General features: G+C 49.2%; 15 protein-coding genes. 6 read left to right on the top strand and 9 right to left on the bottom strand.

Annotation, left to right across the window (positions count from 1 at the left end; all coding sequences use genetic code 11):
- Positions 1–3 precede the first annotated feature (3 nt).
- From ACI77H_RS14730 to ACI77H_RS14750, 5 genes are all read left to right on the top strand, one after another.
- The gene (locus ACI77H_RS14730; RefSeq protein WP_407012527.1) at positions 4–1,179 is read left to right on the top strand and encodes a thiolase C-terminal domain-containing protein; all 1,176 of its coding nucleotides are present in this window, start codon (positions 4–6) and stop codon (positions 1,177–1,179) included.
- Positions 1,179–1,583 (top strand): Zn-ribbon domain-containing OB-fold protein, encoded by a 405-nt coding sequence (locus ACI77H_RS14735; RefSeq protein WP_407012528.1) that lies wholly within the window; start codon positions 1,179–1,181, stop codon positions 1,581–1,583. Before ACI77H_RS14730 ends, ACI77H_RS14735 begins: the two co-directional genes overlap by 1 nt.
- 1 nt (position 1,584) lies before the next feature.
- The gene (locus ACI77H_RS14740) at positions 1,585–2,028 is read left to right on the top strand and encodes a MaoC family dehydratase (protein WP_407012529.1); all 444 of its coding nucleotides are present in this window, start codon (positions 1,585–1,587) and stop codon (positions 2,026–2,028) included.
- A complete protein-coding gene (locus tag ACI77H_RS14745) occupies positions 2,025–2,765 on the top strand; it encodes an SDR family NAD(P)-dependent oxidoreductase (protein ID WP_407012530.1) in 741 nt (246 codons plus the stop codon). The genes ACI77H_RS14740 and ACI77H_RS14745 overlap by 4 nt, the downstream gene beginning before the upstream one ends.
- Before the next feature lie 190 nt (positions 2,766–2,955).
- Positions 2,956–4,362: an NAD(P)/FAD-dependent oxidoreductase gene (locus tag ACI77H_RS14750; RefSeq protein ID WP_407012531.1), complete on the top strand. Its 1,407-nt coding sequence runs from the start codon at positions 2,956–2,958 to the stop codon at positions 4,360–4,362.
- 675 nt (positions 4,363–5,037) lie between these two features.
- On the opposite strand, the gene ACI77H_RS14755 is transcribed toward ACI77H_RS14750, so the two are convergent.
- The 7 genes from ACI77H_RS14755 to ACI77H_RS14785 form a co-directional block, all read right to left on the bottom strand.
- Positions 5,038–5,808, bottom strand: a complete 771-nt coding sequence (locus ACI77H_RS14755; RefSeq protein WP_407012532.1) for an SDR family NAD(P)-dependent oxidoreductase — start codon at positions 5,806–5,808, stop codon at positions 5,038–5,040.
- 65 nt (positions 5,809–5,873) lie between these two features.
- Complete coding sequence (locus ACI77H_RS14760; RefSeq protein WP_407012533.1) at positions 5,874–6,206, bottom strand: DMT family transporter; 333 nt, start codon at positions 6,204–6,206, stop codon at positions 5,874–5,876.
- A 74-nt stretch (positions 6,207–6,280) separates the two neighbouring features.
- Entirely contained in the window at positions 6,281–7,747 is a 1,467-nt protein-coding gene (locus tag ACI77H_RS14765) for a purine-cytosine permease family protein (protein WP_407012534.1), read from the bottom strand.
- 147 nt (positions 7,748–7,894) lie between these two features.
- Entirely contained in the window at positions 7,895–9,217 is a 1,323-nt protein-coding gene (locus ACI77H_RS14770; protein WP_407012535.1) for an OprD family outer membrane porin, read from the bottom strand.
- Positions 9,218–9,619: 402 nt separating this feature from the next.
- Complete coding sequence (locus tag ACI77H_RS14775) at positions 9,620–10,861, bottom strand: nitrate/nitrite transporter (protein ID WP_407012536.1); 1,242 nt, start codon at positions 10,859–10,861, stop codon at positions 9,620–9,622.
- Between the two features lie 137 nt (positions 10,862–10,998).
- Complete coding sequence (locus ACI77H_RS14780) at positions 10,999–11,781, bottom strand: acetoacetate decarboxylase family protein (RefSeq protein WP_407012537.1); 783 nt, start codon at positions 11,779–11,781, stop codon at positions 10,999–11,001.
- A 631-nt stretch (positions 11,782–12,412) separates the two neighbouring features.
- Positions 12,413–13,954 (bottom strand): PucR family transcriptional regulator, encoded by a 1,542-nt coding sequence (locus tag ACI77H_RS14785; protein WP_407012538.1) that lies wholly within the window; start codon positions 13,952–13,954, stop codon positions 12,413–12,415.
- 528 nt (positions 13,955–14,482) lie between these two features.
- Here ACI77H_RS14785 and ACI77H_RS14790 point away from each other — a divergent pair.
- Entirely contained in the window at positions 14,483–15,193 is a 711-nt protein-coding gene (locus tag ACI77H_RS14790; protein ID WP_407012539.1) for a TetR/AcrR family transcriptional regulator, read from the top strand.
- Between the two features lie 269 nt (positions 15,194–15,462).
- Here ACI77H_RS14790 and ACI77H_RS14795 read toward each other — a convergent pair whose 3' ends face one another.
- Together ACI77H_RS14795 and ACI77H_RS14800 are read right to left on the bottom strand one after the other, a co-directional pair.
- Positions 15,463–16,863 carry an APC family permease gene (locus ACI77H_RS14795; RefSeq protein WP_407012540.1) on the bottom strand — a complete coding sequence of 467 codons (1,401 nt, stop codon included), beginning with the start codon at positions 16,861–16,863 and terminating at the stop codon, positions 15,463–15,465.
- A 219-nt stretch (positions 16,864–17,082) separates the two neighbouring features.
- Positions 17,083–17,877, bottom strand: coding sequence for an acetoacetate decarboxylase family protein (locus ACI77H_RS14800; RefSeq protein ID WP_407012541.1), 795 nt, complete (start codon positions 17,875–17,877; stop codon positions 17,083–17,085).
- Between the last annotated feature and the right edge of the window lie 48 nt (positions 17,878–17,925).

Consider the following 17,925-nt stretch of genomic DNA (forward strand, 5'->3'; position numbering starts at 1 on the left):
GCCATGCCTATCGAGAATTTCCCCCGTGGTAAAGCTTGCATAGTCGGAGCGTTCGAATCTCCCCGACGCAAAGCACCAGGAATTCATCCCTACCAGATTCACGCCGAGGTCATCGCCGGGGCGTTGGAAGACGCGGGGCTCTCCCTAGAGGACGTAGATGGCTTTGCTACTACCGCAACCTTTCCCTCTGAAGCCGGCTGGCAGTTGAGTGCCCTGGAAGTAGCGGAGTATGTAGGCATTAAACCAAGCTGGGTGTGCAGCACCGACAATGGTGGTGCCGCCCCCCTCAATCACGTCGGTAACGCCGTCGCGGCTATTCAGGCTGGGCTCTGTGAAGTGGTTGTGATCAGTTACGCGTCTTCGGGACGCTCCTGGCCACTGCCCGCTTCGGATTTCAATACAGGCCCTACCGGGCCCGGTCAGTATGAAGTCCCTTACGGCATGTCGACGATCTCGGCTTACGCCCTGGCCGCAACCCGCTACATGCACGACCATAACGTGCGCCCCGAGCAACTTGCACATATAGCTGTTCAGGCTCGGGCCAACGCACACAACAACCCCCATGCGATGTATCGCGACCCCATAACGATTGACGATGTAATGACGTCCACAATGATTTCAAGCCCGCTTCGCAAGCTGGATTGTTGCGTCGTGACCGATTCCGGTGGGGCAATCGTCGTTACCTCTCGCGACCGCGCAAAGCACACTCGTCGCGGCGGGCCAACAGTTCTGGGCTTTGGTGAAGCCATCAGCCATACACAGATGAATCAAATGGCCGACTTCACCACAACCGCTGCGGAACATTCCGGTCGACGTGCTTTTGCAAGTGCCGGAGTGTCCCCTGAAGACATTCGCGTGGCCCAGATTTACGACTCCTTCACCATCACCGTTGCACTCACACTGGAGGCTCTCGGATTTGTTCCTAAAGGCGAGGCAGGGAATTTTGTAAGCTCTGGGGGCATTAGTCCGACTGGCCGCTTGCCTATCAACACCGACGGAGGTGGCCTCTCTTCTAACCATTCCGGCCGGCGCGGCATGTACGCAATTATCGAGGCTGTTCGACAATTACGTGGTGAGAGCCCCGGGGTGCAACTCGTCTCTCCAGAACTTTGCCTTGTCAACGGAACTGGTGGCTGGCTCTCTGCCGCAGCCACCCTGATTCTCGGGAGGGACGCGTAATGCACAACCAAGAGATTTTGCCAGTGTACGACTCGATCTCATCTGTGTGGTTTGAAGGGGTCAAGCACGGAAAACTGCTCATTCAGAGAAATCCAGTGACCGGATCCTGCCAATTCTACCCACGTGCTCACCTGGTGGGACTTCCCGAAGTACAGCCCGAATGGATCGAGGCATCGGGAAAAGCGACGCTTTACACGTACACAACCGTACACCGCTCGGTTCATCCACAGTTCGTGGCTTTGGCGCCCTTTGTCATTGGCGTAGTCACGCTTGAAGAAGGCGTGCGCATGACCGCGTGGATTGTAGATGTGCCGCAAGAGCGACTCGCGTGCGACATACCGTTGAAAGTAGTTTTCCGCGAAGTCCACCCTAACCTGACACTGCCCTGCTTTACCGAGGTTTGAAATGGAAGTGACATTCGATGCCATCCAGATTGGCGCAACGTATCAGTCCAACGGTCGAACCATTACAGAAACGGACATCGTTAATTTCGCGGGCTTAAGCGGCGACTTCAATCCTCTCCACATGGACGAAAAATGGGTGCACGAAAACACCCAGTATCCGTCACGGATTGCACACGGCCTGCTAATCCATTCCGTAGGAGAAGGGTTGGCCGTGCCTGAAATGGGCGAGTGGAAAATATTGGCTTTTCTCGAGACTCAACGACGCATGGTCAAGCCGGTGATGCCAGGCGACCGAATCGCCCAGAACTATACCGTCACCAACAAAACACCAAGCTCCAAAAATCCTAATCGAGGCGTCGTGGAGGTGTCGGTTTCGATTACCAACGCAGACGGTGAAATCGTGCAAGAAGGCTACAACAAATATTTGATCGGAGGATCGAAATGATGCGTGGGCTCAAGGATAAAGTCATCATAGTCACTGGAGCAGCTCAAGGCATCGGGCGAGCCATTGCCCTGCGCTTGCACGAGGAAGGGGCAAACGTTGTAGTTGCCGACCGAAACAAATCCGGCGCAGAAAAGGTCGCTCTTGAGATTACCTCCCAAGGAGGAAACGCCTTGGCTGTCGGTCTTGATGTGGCTGAGCGAGACGAATGGAAAGGCGCTCTCTTGGAGGTAGTGAACCGGTTTCATCGGATCGATGGTCTGGTCAACAACGCCGGAGTAACCAGAGACAGCACTCTACTCAAAATGAGTGATGAGGATTGGGATTTAGTGATCGATGTCAATCTCCGGGGCGCCTGGCTGGGATGTCAATTGACGGTGCCTTACCTGAAAAACAACGGCGGCTCCATTGTGAACTTGTCGTCTGAATCCCGTTGGGGAGCGTTCGGACAGTCTAATTATGCTGCTGCAAAATCAGGCTTGGTAGGCTTTACCCGGACGGTTGCTATTGAGCATGCGCGCCACGGTATTCGTGCTAACGCAGTCGCTCCGGGATCGACAAACACACCGATGCTGGAGGCGGTTCCGGAAGGAGTTCGTCAAAGCTGGATTCCCAACATTCCATTGGGTCGCGAAGCAGATCCCAAAGAAATTGCTGCTGCTGCAGTTTTTCTACTTTCTGAGGATGCCAGTTATATCACTGGGCAAATCATCGGAGTTAACGGTGGCTCATCGCTGTAAGTTAAGTTCGACAGTAACACCCATTTCTTAAGACCTACGCATTTATCCATGAATGAACTTTCATTGTCATTCACGGGCTGTGCACGCCTGGGAGATCCTTATTAGGAGAGCTTTCAATGCCAATTTGGTCTCCGCCGAAGATATATGTATGTGCGTTACATTCCGTTGTGTGCGCAATGTGAGGTGTGAAATGAAACTAAAAGCAACCGCACCGCTCAAGCGGAGCTTCTGGATGCAGCAGGCTGAACCCTCGGTACAGGCAGAGAACCCCCTTCATGGTTTGAAACACGCTGATGTTGCGATCGTCGGTGGTGGATTTGTAGGACTCTGGACGGCGTTGACCATCAAGCAGCACGAGCCGGACTGCAAAATCGTCATCCTTGAGCAAGACGTATGTGGGGGCGGAGCTTCAGGACGAAATGGCGGTTTCGTAATGTCTTGGTGGCCAAAGATCCAGTCGCTACTTTCCTTCAGCAGCGACGACCAAGCGCTATTTCTCGCCCATTCAGCTGAAAAAGCGATTTATGAACTCGGCGATTTCTGCGAAGAACACGATATCAACGCGGCATACCAGCAGGCCGGGTGGCTATGGACTGCAACCTGCCGCGCTCATGTAGACGCCTGGGAAGGCACTCTTAAAGTGTGCGCCCGTCTCGGGGCTACGCCCTTCGAACGGTTGCCTCCATCGGAGATTGCACGCCTAACGGGTTCGAGCTCACATTTGGCGGGTGTCATTGAAAAAAGCAACGCTACTGTTCAGCCGGCTGCTCTCACCCGAGGAATGCGCCGCGTGGCGCTGAAACTTGGCGTTGAGATTATGGAAGGCAGCGGTGTTGAAGAAATTATCCCAGGGAATTTGGTACAACTGAAGTCACGCAACGGAACTGTCATAGCCCCTAAAGTGGTGTTAGCGACCAATGCCTGGTCTTCCGCCATCCCAGAACTTGCAAAGAAGATAGCGACTGTGGGTAGCTCGATCGTCGTCACCGAACCCATTCCAGAAGAACTCGTTGAAATGGGTTGGAGCGGTGGGCAATCGATCACTGACTCTCAGCTCTTCGTGGACTATTACCGCACCACCACCGATGGACGAATCGCTTTTGGGAAAGGCACCGGAACACTCTCGTTCGGCTCGAAGATCAATGAGGTCTTTAGCTATCATGCCGAAGGGATACTTCTGACGGAGGCTGACTTCAGACGCACGTATCAAAATCTAAAACAAACCAGACTGACGCACAGCTGGTCGGGGCCCATCGATCGCACATACGACAGCTTGCCGGTATTCGGTAATTTGAAGGATGCGCCGAACATTCACTACGGCATTGGCTGGAGCGGCAATGGCGTTGGCCCGAGTCGTCTGGGTGGCCGCATACTGGCGAGCTTGGCTCTGAACCGTAATGACGAGTGGTCACAATGCAGCCTGGTCAATCGCACCACTCGCACATTTCCTGTCGAACCTTTTCGATTCCTGGGCGGACAACTGGTACGTAGCGCCGTAGTCCGCAAGGAAATGGCCGAATTTCAGGGTGGATCGGCGTCGATACTGGACAAGTTTCTTGCCGGCTTTGCACCGGCGGGCCTTGAAGACAAATCCTAAGGATCAACTATGAGCCCAATTCTGATCTCAGCTGCTACGAAAACCGACTTCACACAAGTTGCCTTGGCCCGCGCCCCCTTTGCAGAACCTGTCGCACATACCCGTACTAGATTCGTGCCGGAATCCGATTCCAGACCTAGTTATCTATCGAGAGGGTGAGCGGATCCATTACTAAGCCCGACGTCAGTCAGCAATGTCGGATCGACGCCATGAAGGCACCCAACGTTGTACCCGCATACTAGCGAGTTAGAACGGCGGATATTGTGAGTATAGATTCCACATTCTGAGCAAAAGTAGTGGACTGCGATCTTAGTGTGGAATCGATAGGCCTTGAGCACCTCCGCTCCCTTTACCACGCGTATACCTGTCAGCGGAACGGTGCCCATCAGTGCGCCTTTTCGGATACAAAGTGAACAATTACAACGCTTGGGGTCAACGATGCCATTAGGCAGCGCCAACTCAAGCACTACAGCTCCGCAATGACAGGAAGCCATATGCAAAGCGTTGATTACTGTTTGCCCAACCCTTTTAATCATCCGATGCTCCAGGGACATGCGCAGCTCTACAAAAGCGTTGCCGGCACTCACCGATAAATCCAGCGCGAAATGCTTTTATAGAGAGGCGTCCCTGAAGCAGGATGAGACAGCACTGCCGGAGAGCCTCGTCAGGTGAGGATTAGCCAAAGTGCCCGGCCGTAACGCCACCGTCAATGGAATAGATTGCGCCATTGGTATATGAAGATTCTGCAGACGCCAGATGAATTATCACCTTGGCAATCTCCAAGGGAAGGGCAAATCGTCCAAGCGGCACTTCCTTCGCGTAAGCACTCATTTCCGCAGCAGGGTCAGCCGCCTCTTCGAACAACTTATCCATCATTGGCGTTTGAACGAATCCAGGACACACAATATTGGAGCGTACACCAAGGTGACCGTAATCGAGCGCCAGGCACCGAACCAACCCTAGTACTGCGTGCTTGGAGGCACAATAAGCACCATACCCCGAAGCGCCACGTAGAGATGCATCAGAGCCGATCGCAATGAATGCTCCACTCCGCTGCGCTACGAAAATGGGCATAGCATACTTAGCGGTGAGCCAAACTCCTTTCACGTTGACATTCATTGTGAAGTCCCAATCGGTTTCAGATAGGGTGTCAACCACCCCGCTCCGCGCTACACCTGCGCAAGCGGCGACTGCATGTAACAGAAGTTTGCTTTGCTTAACATAAGCGAAGACAGCCTCCATATTAGACTCATTCCTGACGTCAACTTGAATTGAATGAAAATTTCCTTCCCCCCCAGCAAGCTCTGTTGTGCGTTGCAATCCAAGAATATTTTGATCAGCCCCCACAACAAAGTATCCAAGCTTGGAAAATTCTATCGCCACAGACTGACCAATACCCGAACCAGCCCCTGTGACAACTACTACGGATTTAGTATCGTTTGACATGATAAACTCCAATTGACCAACATTCGATTGAGAATCATTTTTTCCAGGCTGGATTGTCTTATCACCTAGTGTCCAGCTGACTTGGAAAAAAGCTGAATTACGACTACCCCCGCAACAATTAATGCCATTCCTAGCACAGCAGGCGTATCCAACTTTTGGCCGTATATGAATAACGCTGCCACGCTGATCATTACGATCCCCATACCTGCCCATACTGCATAGGCGATACCGACAGGAAGGGTACGTACGACGATTATAAGCATCCAAAAAGCTATACTATAGCCAAGTATTACCAGCATGAGTGGGAACGGAGTGCTGAAACCCTTCACTGATTTCATAGAAACAGTGGCTATCACCTCTGAACATATAGCGATAGCTAGGTAGTAATACGCGCTCAAGAGTAACTTCCTTATAAAAAACTAACGCTGACTGCTATAGCCTGTATATAGGCGCGCATTCAGCGTTATTAGTTTCACAAAATCGGCTTCGCGACCAAATCGAGCTTGCCAGTTTCCTTAGCAATGAGTGAATTCTCATTACTCAGATTCTGATTTAAACAAAACAGCCAATACAAACCTGCGCCAACTGGGATACCTACAAAAAAAGCGTAGTCGACACCGCCGAAGTAAACTGCAATAGGCCCCTGATAGAATGATAGATACATAAACGGAATCATGGCGATAAAGGCAATTACGTAAGCACCGATACCGCGCCAGTTCCAGTCACCGTAAACGCCCTTCGGATTGAAGATTTCTTTGATTGAGTATCTGCCTTTGCGAATGAAAAAGTAGTCAACTAGGTTAATAGCTGTCCACGGGGCCATGAGATAAGCCAATACCGCAAGAACTGTGTAAAACGTGGTATTGAGAAAATCTTCTGGAAGTAGAACACCAAGGATAGTTGCCGATAATCCGACAACCATAATTGCCTTGATTCTAAGACCAAGAGTCGGCGCATTCGGTTTGATACTGTCCAGTGCTGTGATTAGTGTAAGCGCCCCCCCGTAGACACACATACCATTAAAAATGAGCAATGCAAGTGCGCCCACGACTAGGAGTACCGTGCCGAACCCAGGATAAATAAGATTACCAGAATCAACTAATGCAGTAGTAAGGCTGGCAGTTGGATACAACGCCGCGCACATTGCGCCCACGGCTTCCATGGAAAGCACTCCTAGCCCTGCCCCCATGCCAGTACAAATAATTATCGAACGATGGCTTGTGCTCGGCGGCATGTACCGTGAATAGTCAGATACGAAAAATGCCCAAGACAACTGATAGGCTAGCGCTGCTGAAGTCACCATCACAAAAGGAGTGAACTGAAAAGCTCCAGCCAGCCGGAGCATCTCATCACTCAGCAAACCATTATATATAAGGCCACCAACATATATGAATAATACGACGACGAGCAATACAGTCGTGTAGCGCTGACCAACATGTAGTAAATTATATCCAAAGATCGCAAATGCAATCGAAACTGCGCCCAGAACTAAACCGCCGACCGTAGCGGAACTCAGGTTGAGCTGAGCAGATGTTGCGCCCAACAAATTCACATCTAGAACGATGTAGCCCCAGTAAACCATCGCTGCGACAAGCCAGATGAACAACGCCCCGTAACGACCGAATTGAGGCCTTGTCTGCACCATTTGCGGCAGACCGAGATGTGGGCCTTGGCTGGCGTGCGCTGCTACCGGAATAGTTCCCAGAAAAGTGCCCAATGCTAATGCGATCAGTGTCCAGGCTAAATTCAAACCTAATGTGATACCGATAGCACCAGTGGCCAAACTAAGTAGATGAGCACTACCCGCAAACCAGATCGTCATTTGATCCGACAACCGCCCATGACGCTCAGAGAGTGGAACATAGTCTATAGACCGACTCTCGATTGCAGTAGCGCTCTTGGTTATAGGCTGATTGTTTTGCTGGTCAATCACTTCCATGGGCAAACCTCTCGTTTTATTCGAGTCGAATAGACGGTGGTTACGTACTACGCGTGTTAACGCGGCTGACGTGATCGCACCTACAAGTCAAGCTGCATTGCAGGGATTTGAGCATCGCCCAGTCCCTGCGACTTTTAGATGTAAATCTTAGAAAATTGCCAACGGATAGGAGAGGACTAGACGAGTTTGCATTACGTGGCCACCTACGCTGTCATCGCCAGAGTGCCAAGATTGGAACAACTTAGCCGTCAAGTCCTTAGCCGGCCCCGCTTGAACGATATATTGCGCGGCAACGTCAGTTTCATGCTCTTTCTCGGACTTGCCGTAGAACCCAAAATACGCAGAACTTTCGTCAACTTTAGTTCCGTCAATATCATCGCCCCGGACGTGCTTAGCAGAAAGGGTCATTCCAGGGATTCCGAACTCAGCCATGTTCAGGTCATATTTCAGTTGAAGCGACTGCTCATTTGGCGCGTTAAAATCGGAAATCTCTGCTGCGTTGGCAAGAAAAATACCATTACTGAAAGCTCCTGCATTTACCCCAGGACTGCGCCCCCCTAAGCCGGCGTAGTCCTGAGGCTGATCACCATGATTGCGTTGACCAGCAATGGTAAACGTATGTGCACCTGTAGCATACGCCACAGATATCGACGCCGCTGTGACATTGATGTCACCGGCATTTGCCGAACCAGAATCTAAACTGCGGTACAAATTGAAATCGAAAGTGAGAGAATTTGAATCGGAGAGAGGCATCGCGTAATTAAGGTTGGTGTAATACTGATCCATCAGGTCTTCGTATCTGGATCCGTAAAGCGTGACTGATGCATGCTCACCGAAAGCATAGACACCGCCGAGATAGTCGACCTGCCGTGTATTTACACCAGCGTAACTTAGACCTAGCTCACCATCATGCGCGGTAGATATGTAGCCGGTGCCTGACGTGAAATGGCCCGCAGAAATTGACGTCCCCGGCACATCAGTAGTATCGAACATAAAACCTGTCGCAGTTTGGTTCAAGAGGTAATAATTCCCTACTGCAAAAACGGGCACTTGCGGCTGCAAATCGCCATATTTCAAAGTGGAATTTGAAATTCGCACCTTAACGCTAGCACCTGCCTTACTGTAACTGTCAGAAGGCTCACCCTGGCTGTCAAAAGGCTGGATCATCGAGCCCGTGCGACCCTTTTGGCCATCTAGCTTCACGGCGCCATAAGCAAACGCGTCAGCACCCAGCCCCACCAACCCTTGCGTAAACCCAGACGTGAAATCCAACATCTCACCCTGAGTCCAATCTCGCTGATGCCCCAGATCGCCCGTTTGATGCCAGTAATAATTTCGAGAGATTAGATTGAGGTGACTGTCCTCGACAAAGCCGTTCGATTCAGACTGAGCATTTGCGTACACAACACTGAACGGAGTCAACACAACCATCGCACCAGCAAGCATGTTCAGTGGAAAAATATTTTTCATTTCGAGCTCCCGCATCAATAATTAGTGAAAACAAGGGAAATATATTATTAAAATTAGGCCACAGTGTTTTGCTGCACTCACCAACTATCAGCTATGAGAAGTTCCTTTATAACTAGCTAAATTTACTTGTTAACGACGCGCTCCGTAGTCGCAAACTATCAAACCCTTTATATTGCGCTTTGACGTTAATGCGCCCTTGAGCTGTCATTAGTACAAGCAAGCTTTCGTATAATTAATTAGACTGCTTCTTTTTACGCACGATGTTGAAATCTGCTCGCGTGCGGCCAAATCCTTAAACCATCATCAAAAATTTGGACTTTTCTATTGCAAGCCTGCGCGACTATCCGTAGTCATCGCAGGCGTTTACATGCATCGCCCCCACAGAACGTGCGCGACTATATTTTACGCATAAGTTGGCTTAGGACTTGATACGTGCTCGCGCGCAAATAGCGTCGCAACGATATTAAGGACTACCAGAGATATAGAAGCAGCAATAAATCCATTCGTGTAATGGCCTGTAGCATCTTTGATCATACCCAGTACAAGTGGATAAACGACGCCGCCTAAAAGAAAGCCAATGCTCATGATGATGCCGTTGGCCGTTGCCGCTAGCTTAATGCCGACGGTATCCGCCGCCAGGCAATATGCAAGCGGGATACCACCGTACGCAAACAGACCGGACAGGGGTAACATTGCGGCTAACAGGGTGTAGTTGTTCATCGACAGTGCCGCCGCTGCTCCGAAAAAAGCAAGAGTCATGCCTATGCCAGATAGCAGCATGAGCGGCTTACGACGTCCGAATCTATCCGACATCAATCCAAATGAAACCGCACAAATCATTCCGACCAAGGGATAGAGGGCGCCAATAAGTCCAGCATCACTTTCGCTCCATCCATTTTGCTCCATCAAAATCGTGGGCACCCAGTAAATCGCAACAGCGTAGGATCCCCAAACACCGACCAAAAAGACCGACGCAACGAGTACATTTCGCTCCTTGATGACCGCCAACAGATCCCTGAACATTGACTGAGATGATGACGCCGGGACTGCTTCAGAAAAAGTCTTAGGCTCTTTCAAAAAAAACAGTGTTACAAGCATCATCGCAACTAATGCTAATGCGCCTAGTGCAGAACCATCTCTCCAGCCATACGCGTTTAATACGTGAGAGTAAGCGTAAAGCGCAATCAATGTCCCGATGCCATCAGTAGCGAGCATCGTACCCATTGCGACACCGGTTTTCCCTGATTGCTCGAACCAACGAAGTGCAAGTGTATATGGCCCGATGAATAAAAGCGGAATGCCGGCACCCAAAAAAATTCTCGATGCGAGCATGGCTTCATACGTGGGTACGTATGCGAATGCTACTTGGCCAACTGCCGAAACGAGCAGGCCAAGTACTGTGATTTTCTTAGCGCCCCACCGATCAACCAAAAGGCCTGCGAATGGGAGGATAATACCGCCTGCGACAGCCGATGCTGAAGCGAGGGTGCCTACCATGGTGTATGTCATGGATAGGTCAGTCATCATGGTGACGATTTGAGTGGAGTAGCCTACGTAGGGGATGAAGATCGCAACTGTTGCCAAAAAACATAAAAATAGTGCGGCCCATTTTCCTTGATCTGATGCGGGAGCGTAACTAGACATATTTTTCTCCGGTTTATAGGAAGGTTGGCAGAAATTTAATTCAGGTGCCAAAAGCCTTTGAGAATGAACTCAAAGGCCTTAGATTTCACACTTTCCTTCGCTTCTTATTATGATGAGAAGTCGTGGGGCTGGACGTGTTATTGAAAACGCTTAGCTTTCGGGAAGAAACGGAAGTCGTCGTACTTTTGCCCATAGATGAAAGGCACGTAGGCATCGCGGTCTGGCAACTCGTCGAACCAAGGCACAGTCCAGGAAGATTCACCCTCTGCGTAAAACGCCGCGCCAACCGATACTACAGGGATAGTATCCAGAGGATCCATAACAGAACCGGCAAGCTTCAGAGTAGCTGTACCCGATCGAGTTACCCGGTAATTTTCTTCGGTTTTCATGCAGTTGAGCACTACATCGTTCTGAAGGCCAATACCCGTGACATGCGGCTGAGCTTTGATTTCAAAGTCCAGATTGCTAGTCGACATAGGCCCCATATCAGGGCCGAACTCGGCCGAAATTTCGATGAGACGCACGCCATTGCGTTCGGCGTAGCCGTATGCATCATCACCGTCAAAGTAAAGCTGGCAGTTGGCAGTTTTTTTGCCTTCGCCCCACATTTCGCGGCCGATTGATACCGGCATATCATTGCTTACATACAGCGCCAGCATAGTAGTACCAGCTTGGCCTTTATATTTGCAGTTGAGCAAGATCATCCCGCAATCAAATTCGCCACACATAGCACTCTGCCAGCGAGAGACGTTCGCAATAGCTGTAGGCTCATCTGGCAATTCGAAACATGGTGGCAAAACAGCGCGAAGAAATTCAAATGTCGTTTGGAACTCCACGGATACTGACTCTGTAGTAAATCGCCCCCCGGCCAACAGGGCTTCGATTTCTTTTACTTCTTGAGGGGTTTTAACAAAGCTCATAACTAATTCCTTCGGTCAGTGGTAGAAAATACACGTGCCGCGTTGAAACTTTGATCTTCGACACTTAGTAATATAATCACTCCTCCAAGCAACCTGTTCAATGGTGCGAACATCAGAATATCTGAAACATCGCTGTATGATCGTACAGGCACAAAAAAGACCAAATGGATTAATTTTTTACAAACTAGAGCCCTAACAATAAAAAGATCACACACATCACCTTTTTATACGCAAAAAGAATATTAAATTTGAGAAGTTGCAGATGTTTGAATAGACGTTGTAAAGTCGAAGTTTTATTTTCGTCGATTGATATTTTCAGGTACAGCTTGCGACCAGAATTTGCCTCGCATAGCAAATTTATAACAAGTTGACCCAAATCATGCCCAGAATAATAGAGCTTTCGCTGCGGTGGTAGATCACGATGAAGATTGAGCGTGGTGCGATCCAGCGACGGCAGCGCTGGAATCGTCTTGATGCGGGATATTGCGGAAGCAATTGACCTGCCGTTTTTAAAATATAAGTAAACATTTATAGTTTTTTTTAGCGCGCTGGAAATTGATTCCACCTGAAAAGCCAGGAAACAAATCCCGAAATAACAGGCTGGCTTTGCAAACCTGCGAATACCAAAACGTTAGTTTAAAGTATGGAGACTACGAGTCTGTACTGCTTGAAGTGGAGGACAGTGAGAATCACAATCAATTCCTGCGATGTCAGCCGATCGAACAGCAAACCAAAGGATTGCAACATCATCGGTAGAATCAAGGGAGCGCCCGGTAATTTCCTCAATGCGCCGCATTCTGTATACTAAGGTTTGCTTATGGATATAAAGTTTTTTAGAAGTATTTATCCAGGATCTGTTGTTTTCCAAAAAAAGACGAAGCGTATGAACAAGCTGGCTTCCCTGCGATTGGTCATAATCTGTAAGAGCACCTAGCACCTGTCGAAAAGCTTCACTTGCGTCATGCAAGCTTTGCGGTAACCAAGGTGAAGTTACTCCAGCCTCAGTGTAATAACTTAGCGGGTGATCTTCCGATGCATGAGCCAAAGCAAGCCGTGCTTCACGCAAAGCGTTCGCACAGTCATCGACATCAGAAAAAACATCACTTACTCCCATCTTCTCATCTAAATACTGTTGAAGCTTCAGAGCAACTGCGCCGTCCGACAGCAGAAAAAGTGCCTCCCCCCCTTGCAAGCGGAAAATTACATCCATTCCACGGTGGGCCAGGATCGAATCGATGTCATCTTTAGAAAGCCGCGCACCAGAAACCACTCCGATTCGCAATTGAGCGATGTCAGCACCGTAGGACATCAGTTCATCTTCTGCGCGTCGTGGCGTCACTCGTTTGTGTAACAAGTCATCAAAAAGCTCACTACCATGGCGCATCTTAGTCTCGCGTTCCAACTTAATGCGCTCTAACTCTACGACAATGACCGCAACAATATGATGAAGCACCCCGTAATCGAGAGCCTGAGAGCTGCGCGCAATCAGCATGCAAGGTCGGTGAGATGGTACGCAGATGATCAGCAGTTCCTCATCACCAACCGAGAAACGCTGAACGACAGAATTATTTCGTGATGACCGTGGACGCTGCAGGAGTACCTCACGGTAAACACATGGCAACTCCAACAGATCAGCGCGCCACGAGTCCAGCGATTTTGGGTCAACCAGATACAGACAAGCGGATATGTCCTTTTCCAATCGCCCCAACAAGTGAGTCAGTCCCATCCCCTGAAAGCTCATCCGGGCTGTCTCATAAACCCGAGTGATCGCGTAGCGCCTTTCAGCCTCCTGCTGCTTGTATGCTTCTACAACTGCCTTGCTGACGGCAGAAAATGGAACCTCGTATGCAGTCATCAGTACCGGAAACCGGCACGCCGTCCCTGCCTGTAGGAGCGCATCTAGGTTACCTGGCGCCTGCATGGACTCTCCGATAATCATGCCAACCAACCCCCCTGTATGCAGTCGCTCAATGTAGAGCCGCTGCTCTTCAGGCTCCGACGGAATTCCCATCCCCGTCGTCATCAGAAGATCCCCCTTGCCCAACCACTCAGCCGGGCTCTTGAGCTCGCATACATGCGCCCAAATAACTAAGGTTTCAGACCACTCTTCGCCACAAAGAAAGCGCGTGCGGAGCTCCGGGATCAAGGTGAGGTCATTCAAGGTTATAGGCATTATTTGTGCTCGAATGTCGTTTAGGAGAAGGGCAGCGGATCTGCAATGGCAGTGGATCTTCACCTAGGTATATCTAGGAGTAAGCAAATACTGCGCCAAAGTTGCCGCTCATGGCTCTCCTGAGCCATGCCTTTACACAGCAGAGCGTCTACCAGAGCCCGCAAACAGTATGGCTGGAAATTATTCCGTTAAGATTATTCATTTTTATCAGTAACTTGAGAATTTTTTGAGTTCAGCGAGCAGAATGTGAAAATAGTCCCCTGAGGCCCCTGATCTTCACTGACTGAGCCAGTCAGCATGGGTTAAAACTACTCAATATCAGAGGAAAAGTGTGTAGAAATGCACCATAGTAGGTCGGGTGACATAATTGTGCGCTTCTAAGGACGGCTGGGTAATAATCGTTTCGTTCCCCTCCCCGCGCCTCGGCTACTATCAGACCTCACCTTCTCTAAAGTCGTTGCCGACGGCTATTCGCATCCACCATGATCATTGGTAGGATTGCATCAACTTTACGATTCGGACATCCGCATGATCGAACTAGATGATAATCAGAGCGTGGATAACGATTCACCCGCTCATACGGATCCCTCGCCACCCATCCGCTATGGTCGCGAAGAGAAGCGGTCTCGGAAGATTGAAGAAATCAATAATGCCGCTGCGGCCGTTTTTATACGCGACGGATACGCGGAGTTTTCAGCTCGAAAAGTTGCCAAAGAAATGGGGATCAGTCTCAGCAACTTGCAGCACTATTGCGGCAACACAGACAACTTGTGCGTACAAATGGTAAAAGACAAGCTCGAGTATTATATACATCGATTTGAAGAAGTTTACCGAGACAAATCCCTTCTACCGATCGAACGTCTTGCTGTAGCAATCCGTGAGAACGTCATCGCAACCTACGACCCATATGCAACTCGGCTTTTTTTTCAAATGGCCGCACTAGCCACCCAGGACGATCGAATAAAGGAAGTTATGGTCAACCAATACGAACAGTTTCTATCGGGATTGCGAAGTTTGGTTGCAGAGATCAATCCGCTCCTTACTCACGATCAGGTCGCCACCTACAGCGGTTTAATCGCGACTCAGATTGAAGGGAATTTTTTCTACCAATGGCAGCCCAGTTTTACCCCCGCGCTTCGCGAGCAGATGCTGGAGGAATTTATAGTTATATGGCAGAGGATGTTGTCTAGTGCAGTGCTTACACCAAATATACTAGGCTCCCACGTCGAAGACCTTTGAGAGTCGGCAGTAAATGTGCAAGGCACAGGGGCCAAACCCTTCGATGATTTTCTGGGCACTCCCTACAAAAATATTGTGCTTTAAACAGCTGAAGAATGGATTTAGATAAAAACAACAATGAACGTTACCATGCAATAGCCATATAAAAATAAAATATCGCTCAATAATACTAAGCGACTAACTTACACTGACGACTTTTATCATCATACAATAGCCAGCAAAGAGCAGCGGGCCGATCGACCACGCCGCAGACATTGCCTGAATCTATATCACTTTCTAAAATAGTCCGCTAAGCAAAAAGCAAAAAATACAGTCACTGTCAAGACAGCCATAATGTAAGGTAGGGCGCCAAACACACCACCGACATTAGCGACAAAGTTGTAGATCAGCAGCGCGATAAATACCGCAACGCCTATGAGTATCGCAAAGACCGTGAACGGTCTAGGAATGCCATCCAACCTTATTTCTTTAATAGCGCCAACACCTAATAAAATGTAGGGAACGATCCAAAACAATGAGTACAATGTTGACAAGTATGCTGTCGATTGGAGAGGAGGAGTTTGCGCGATTATCTGCAACGCAACTGGAATGAATGCTGCAGCTGCTGTCATGAGCACGGTGGAGCCTGTGGGAGATCCGTAAACAGGGTGAATTCTTGAAAAGACCTTTGGAATGAATTTATCAACTGCTGCTGTTGCGAACACGCGACTGCCATAATTCAAAAAAGCGACTAGGCTGGCGAACGTCGCAGCACCCAGGAGCAAATCAATGGGAAACTGCAAAAACTCCATATTTGCTGCTACAGCCAAAATACGCGTAGGGGACTCCCCACTATTTAAAAGCTCAAGATTTTGATTCATCAAAGGAGCACTTAGTAGAAGAATCCCAATAAAAGCGACACCGGTAATGAGTAATACATTACTCAGAAGACGAGGAACGTTTCTTTTGGGGTTATCGGTTTCGGCTGCGAGTGCTGCTAGTGCGTCACAACCTACGAAGTATGCCAGGGCGACCAAGGTGCCCTCAACCAAGCTTGATAGAGAAGTGCCAGCCAATGTAAGTTGGGCCTCGAGATCAACCCCTACGTTCATTGCCGCCCCTACAGTAATTATCGCGAGGAGCGGAACAGGTATGAAGGATAGCCAAATAACCGCTTTAATCGAAGAATCTAGCCCCCTCCAAGTCAATATCCCGGCCAGCACTGAAATCAGGATCGCGGTTGTAGCTTGAAACCAACCATCTAATGCGAATGTAATGCCTAACGCGTGCAGCAAACTGCTGCTGAATGTTACGAATGACGCCGAGAGTGCAGCACACACAACTAAGAAAGCGACCAAATATGACGCAGCGACTAGACGTTGTGGTATGCGGCCCAGGGATATTCCTACATAGGAAAGCAGTGAACCTGTTACTACGTATTTTCGTGCAAAGATGTTCACAGCGGCGGTCATACACAGCGCTGCAACAAGGGCCATAGTCATGGCAAGCCACGAGGCGTTTCCAGCGTACAAAGGGATGGATCCTGCGGCAATAGCGGCGCTTGGGCCTACCTGCTGGCCCGATAAGCCTAGAAGAGTAACTCTAGTCAGAGACACTGGCTGGCCAGTGCCTGGCACCGCAATCTCTAATGTGTGTTCCTCAGGCTCGTAGATGGCGTTTGAGTCGGTCATATTTTTTACCCTTTTTGTAGAGATCCGAAGCAAAACTTGCAGAAAAATCTTGGCGTTTACCCATGTACCGAATACAAGAAGCGAATAATCCACACATAAAAAATAACACTAGATCCTGTCTTACGTAGTGACTCCTCAATTAACTCTTTCACAAAAAATTAACCCCGCGAAAAATTGTCATCCGCGAGGTTAATTAAAAACAAAAGTATGGTAGAAAAATTATCGACGCACGTCAGGCCAGTCATCGTAGAGCCGCCCCATCAAATACGGAGCGTAGTCGACGCCGTCTCGAGACAAATCTACGACCTTCTCAATATTGTAGAAAGTTTCACCCCCCAAGTGGCCGCCTTCAATATAACTACCTACGGGTATCGTTCCGACACCTGGATCGCAAGGAGAACCTTTCAACTCTAGTTTTGGATCAGTAATTTCTTTAAAGCGATTGACCTTTGTGTAATTCTTGAAAATTACGAGCTCTGGACTTCTAACAGAGCGAGCATTTACTTCGTAATTTCCACGCAGGTCAAAATAGTATTCTGGTACTTCATCTGATCCACCTTGCTCGTCTCCTAGAGAAGCATTCAGCTCGATAAGCTGTTGGTTTTTCCGGCCGGCAATCCCGTGGAACTCTCGACCATCTTCAAAATAATCGATAGTGCCGAGCTTCTTGGGCATTCCCCAAAACTCACGACCGGTGACGATATTAACCTCTTCTGTCTCAAGCACGGTTAGATAATAGCTCCCAACCAAACCTTGATATTCAGCATTTACACTAATGATGGCTGCCCGATCTCGGCCATCACGGTTAGATACGCCATTGACCCACTCCATAAAAGAAAGGAATGACACAGTGACAACGGGATTTTCGCAAACGCCAAGGCACGGAGGGAGCACACTGAGCACAAATTCATCAGTTGTTGAATAGGAAACATAACTGTAGGTGTGATGAGTCCGGATATTGTCGTAATAACTGCGATAGCGCACGACTTGATCTTGAGTCCATACATAGCTCATTATTATTCTCCATTAGTTGACTTATATTAATGCTAACCCAATGTGTAG

It is taken from the genome of Pseudomonas sp. O230 (assembly GCF_045447035.1).
GTDB lineage: Bacteria > Pseudomonadota > Gammaproteobacteria > Pseudomonadales > Pseudomonadaceae > Aquipseudomonas.

Bases quoted from the DNA above. Each gene is read 5' to 3' on its own strand.
- ACI77H_RS14765 (WP_407012534.1), bottom strand. From the start codon at position 7,747: ATGGAAGTGATTGACCAGCAAAACAATCAGCCTATAACCAAGAGCGCT.
- ACI77H_RS14740 (WP_407012529.1), top strand. From the start codon at position 1,585: ATGGAAGTGACATTCGATGCCATCCAGATTGGCGCAACGTATCAGTCC.
- ACI77H_RS14775 (WP_407012536.1), bottom strand. From the start codon at position 10,861: ATGTCTAGTTACGCTCCCGCATCAGATCAAGGAAAATGGGCCGCACTA.
- ACI77H_RS14770 (WP_407012535.1), bottom strand. From the start codon at position 9,217: ATGAAAAATATTTTTCCACTGAACATGCTTGCTGGTGCGATGGTTGTG.
- ACI77H_RS14755 (WP_407012532.1), bottom strand. From the start codon at position 5,808: ATGTCAAACGATACTAAATCCGTAGTAGTTGTCACAGGGGCTGGTTCG.
- ACI77H_RS14735 (WP_407012528.1), top strand. From the start codon at position 1,179: ATGCACAACCAAGAGATTTTGCCAGTGTACGACTCGATCTCATCTGTG.
- ACI77H_RS14780 (WP_407012537.1), bottom strand. From the start codon at position 11,781: ATGAGCTTTGTTAAAACCCCTCAAGAAGTAAAAGAAATCGAAGCCCTG.
- ACI77H_RS14795 (WP_407012540.1), bottom strand. From the start codon at position 16,863: ATGACCGACTCAAACGCCATCTACGAGCCTGAGGAACACACATTAGAG.
- ACI77H_RS14730 (WP_407012527.1), top strand. From the start codon at position 4: ATGCCTATCGAGAATTTCCCCCGTGGTAAAGCTTGCATAGTCGGAGCG.
- ACI77H_RS14800 (WP_407012541.1), bottom strand. From the start codon at position 17,877: ATGAGCTATGTATGGACTCAAGATCAAGTCGTGCGCTATCGCAGTTAT.
- ACI77H_RS14750 (WP_407012531.1), top strand. From the start codon at position 2,956: ATGAAACTAAAAGCAACCGCACCGCTCAAGCGGAGCTTCTGGATGCAG.
- ACI77H_RS14785 (WP_407012538.1), bottom strand. From the start codon at position 13,954: ATGCCTATAACCTTGAATGACCTCACCTTGATCCCGGAGCTCCGCACG.
- ACI77H_RS14745 (WP_407012530.1), top strand. From the start codon at position 2,025: ATGATGCGTGGGCTCAAGGATAAAGTCATCATAGTCACTGGAGCAGCT.
- ACI77H_RS14790 (WP_407012539.1), top strand. From the start codon at position 14,483: ATGATCGAACTAGATGATAATCAGAGCGTGGATAACGATTCACCCGCT.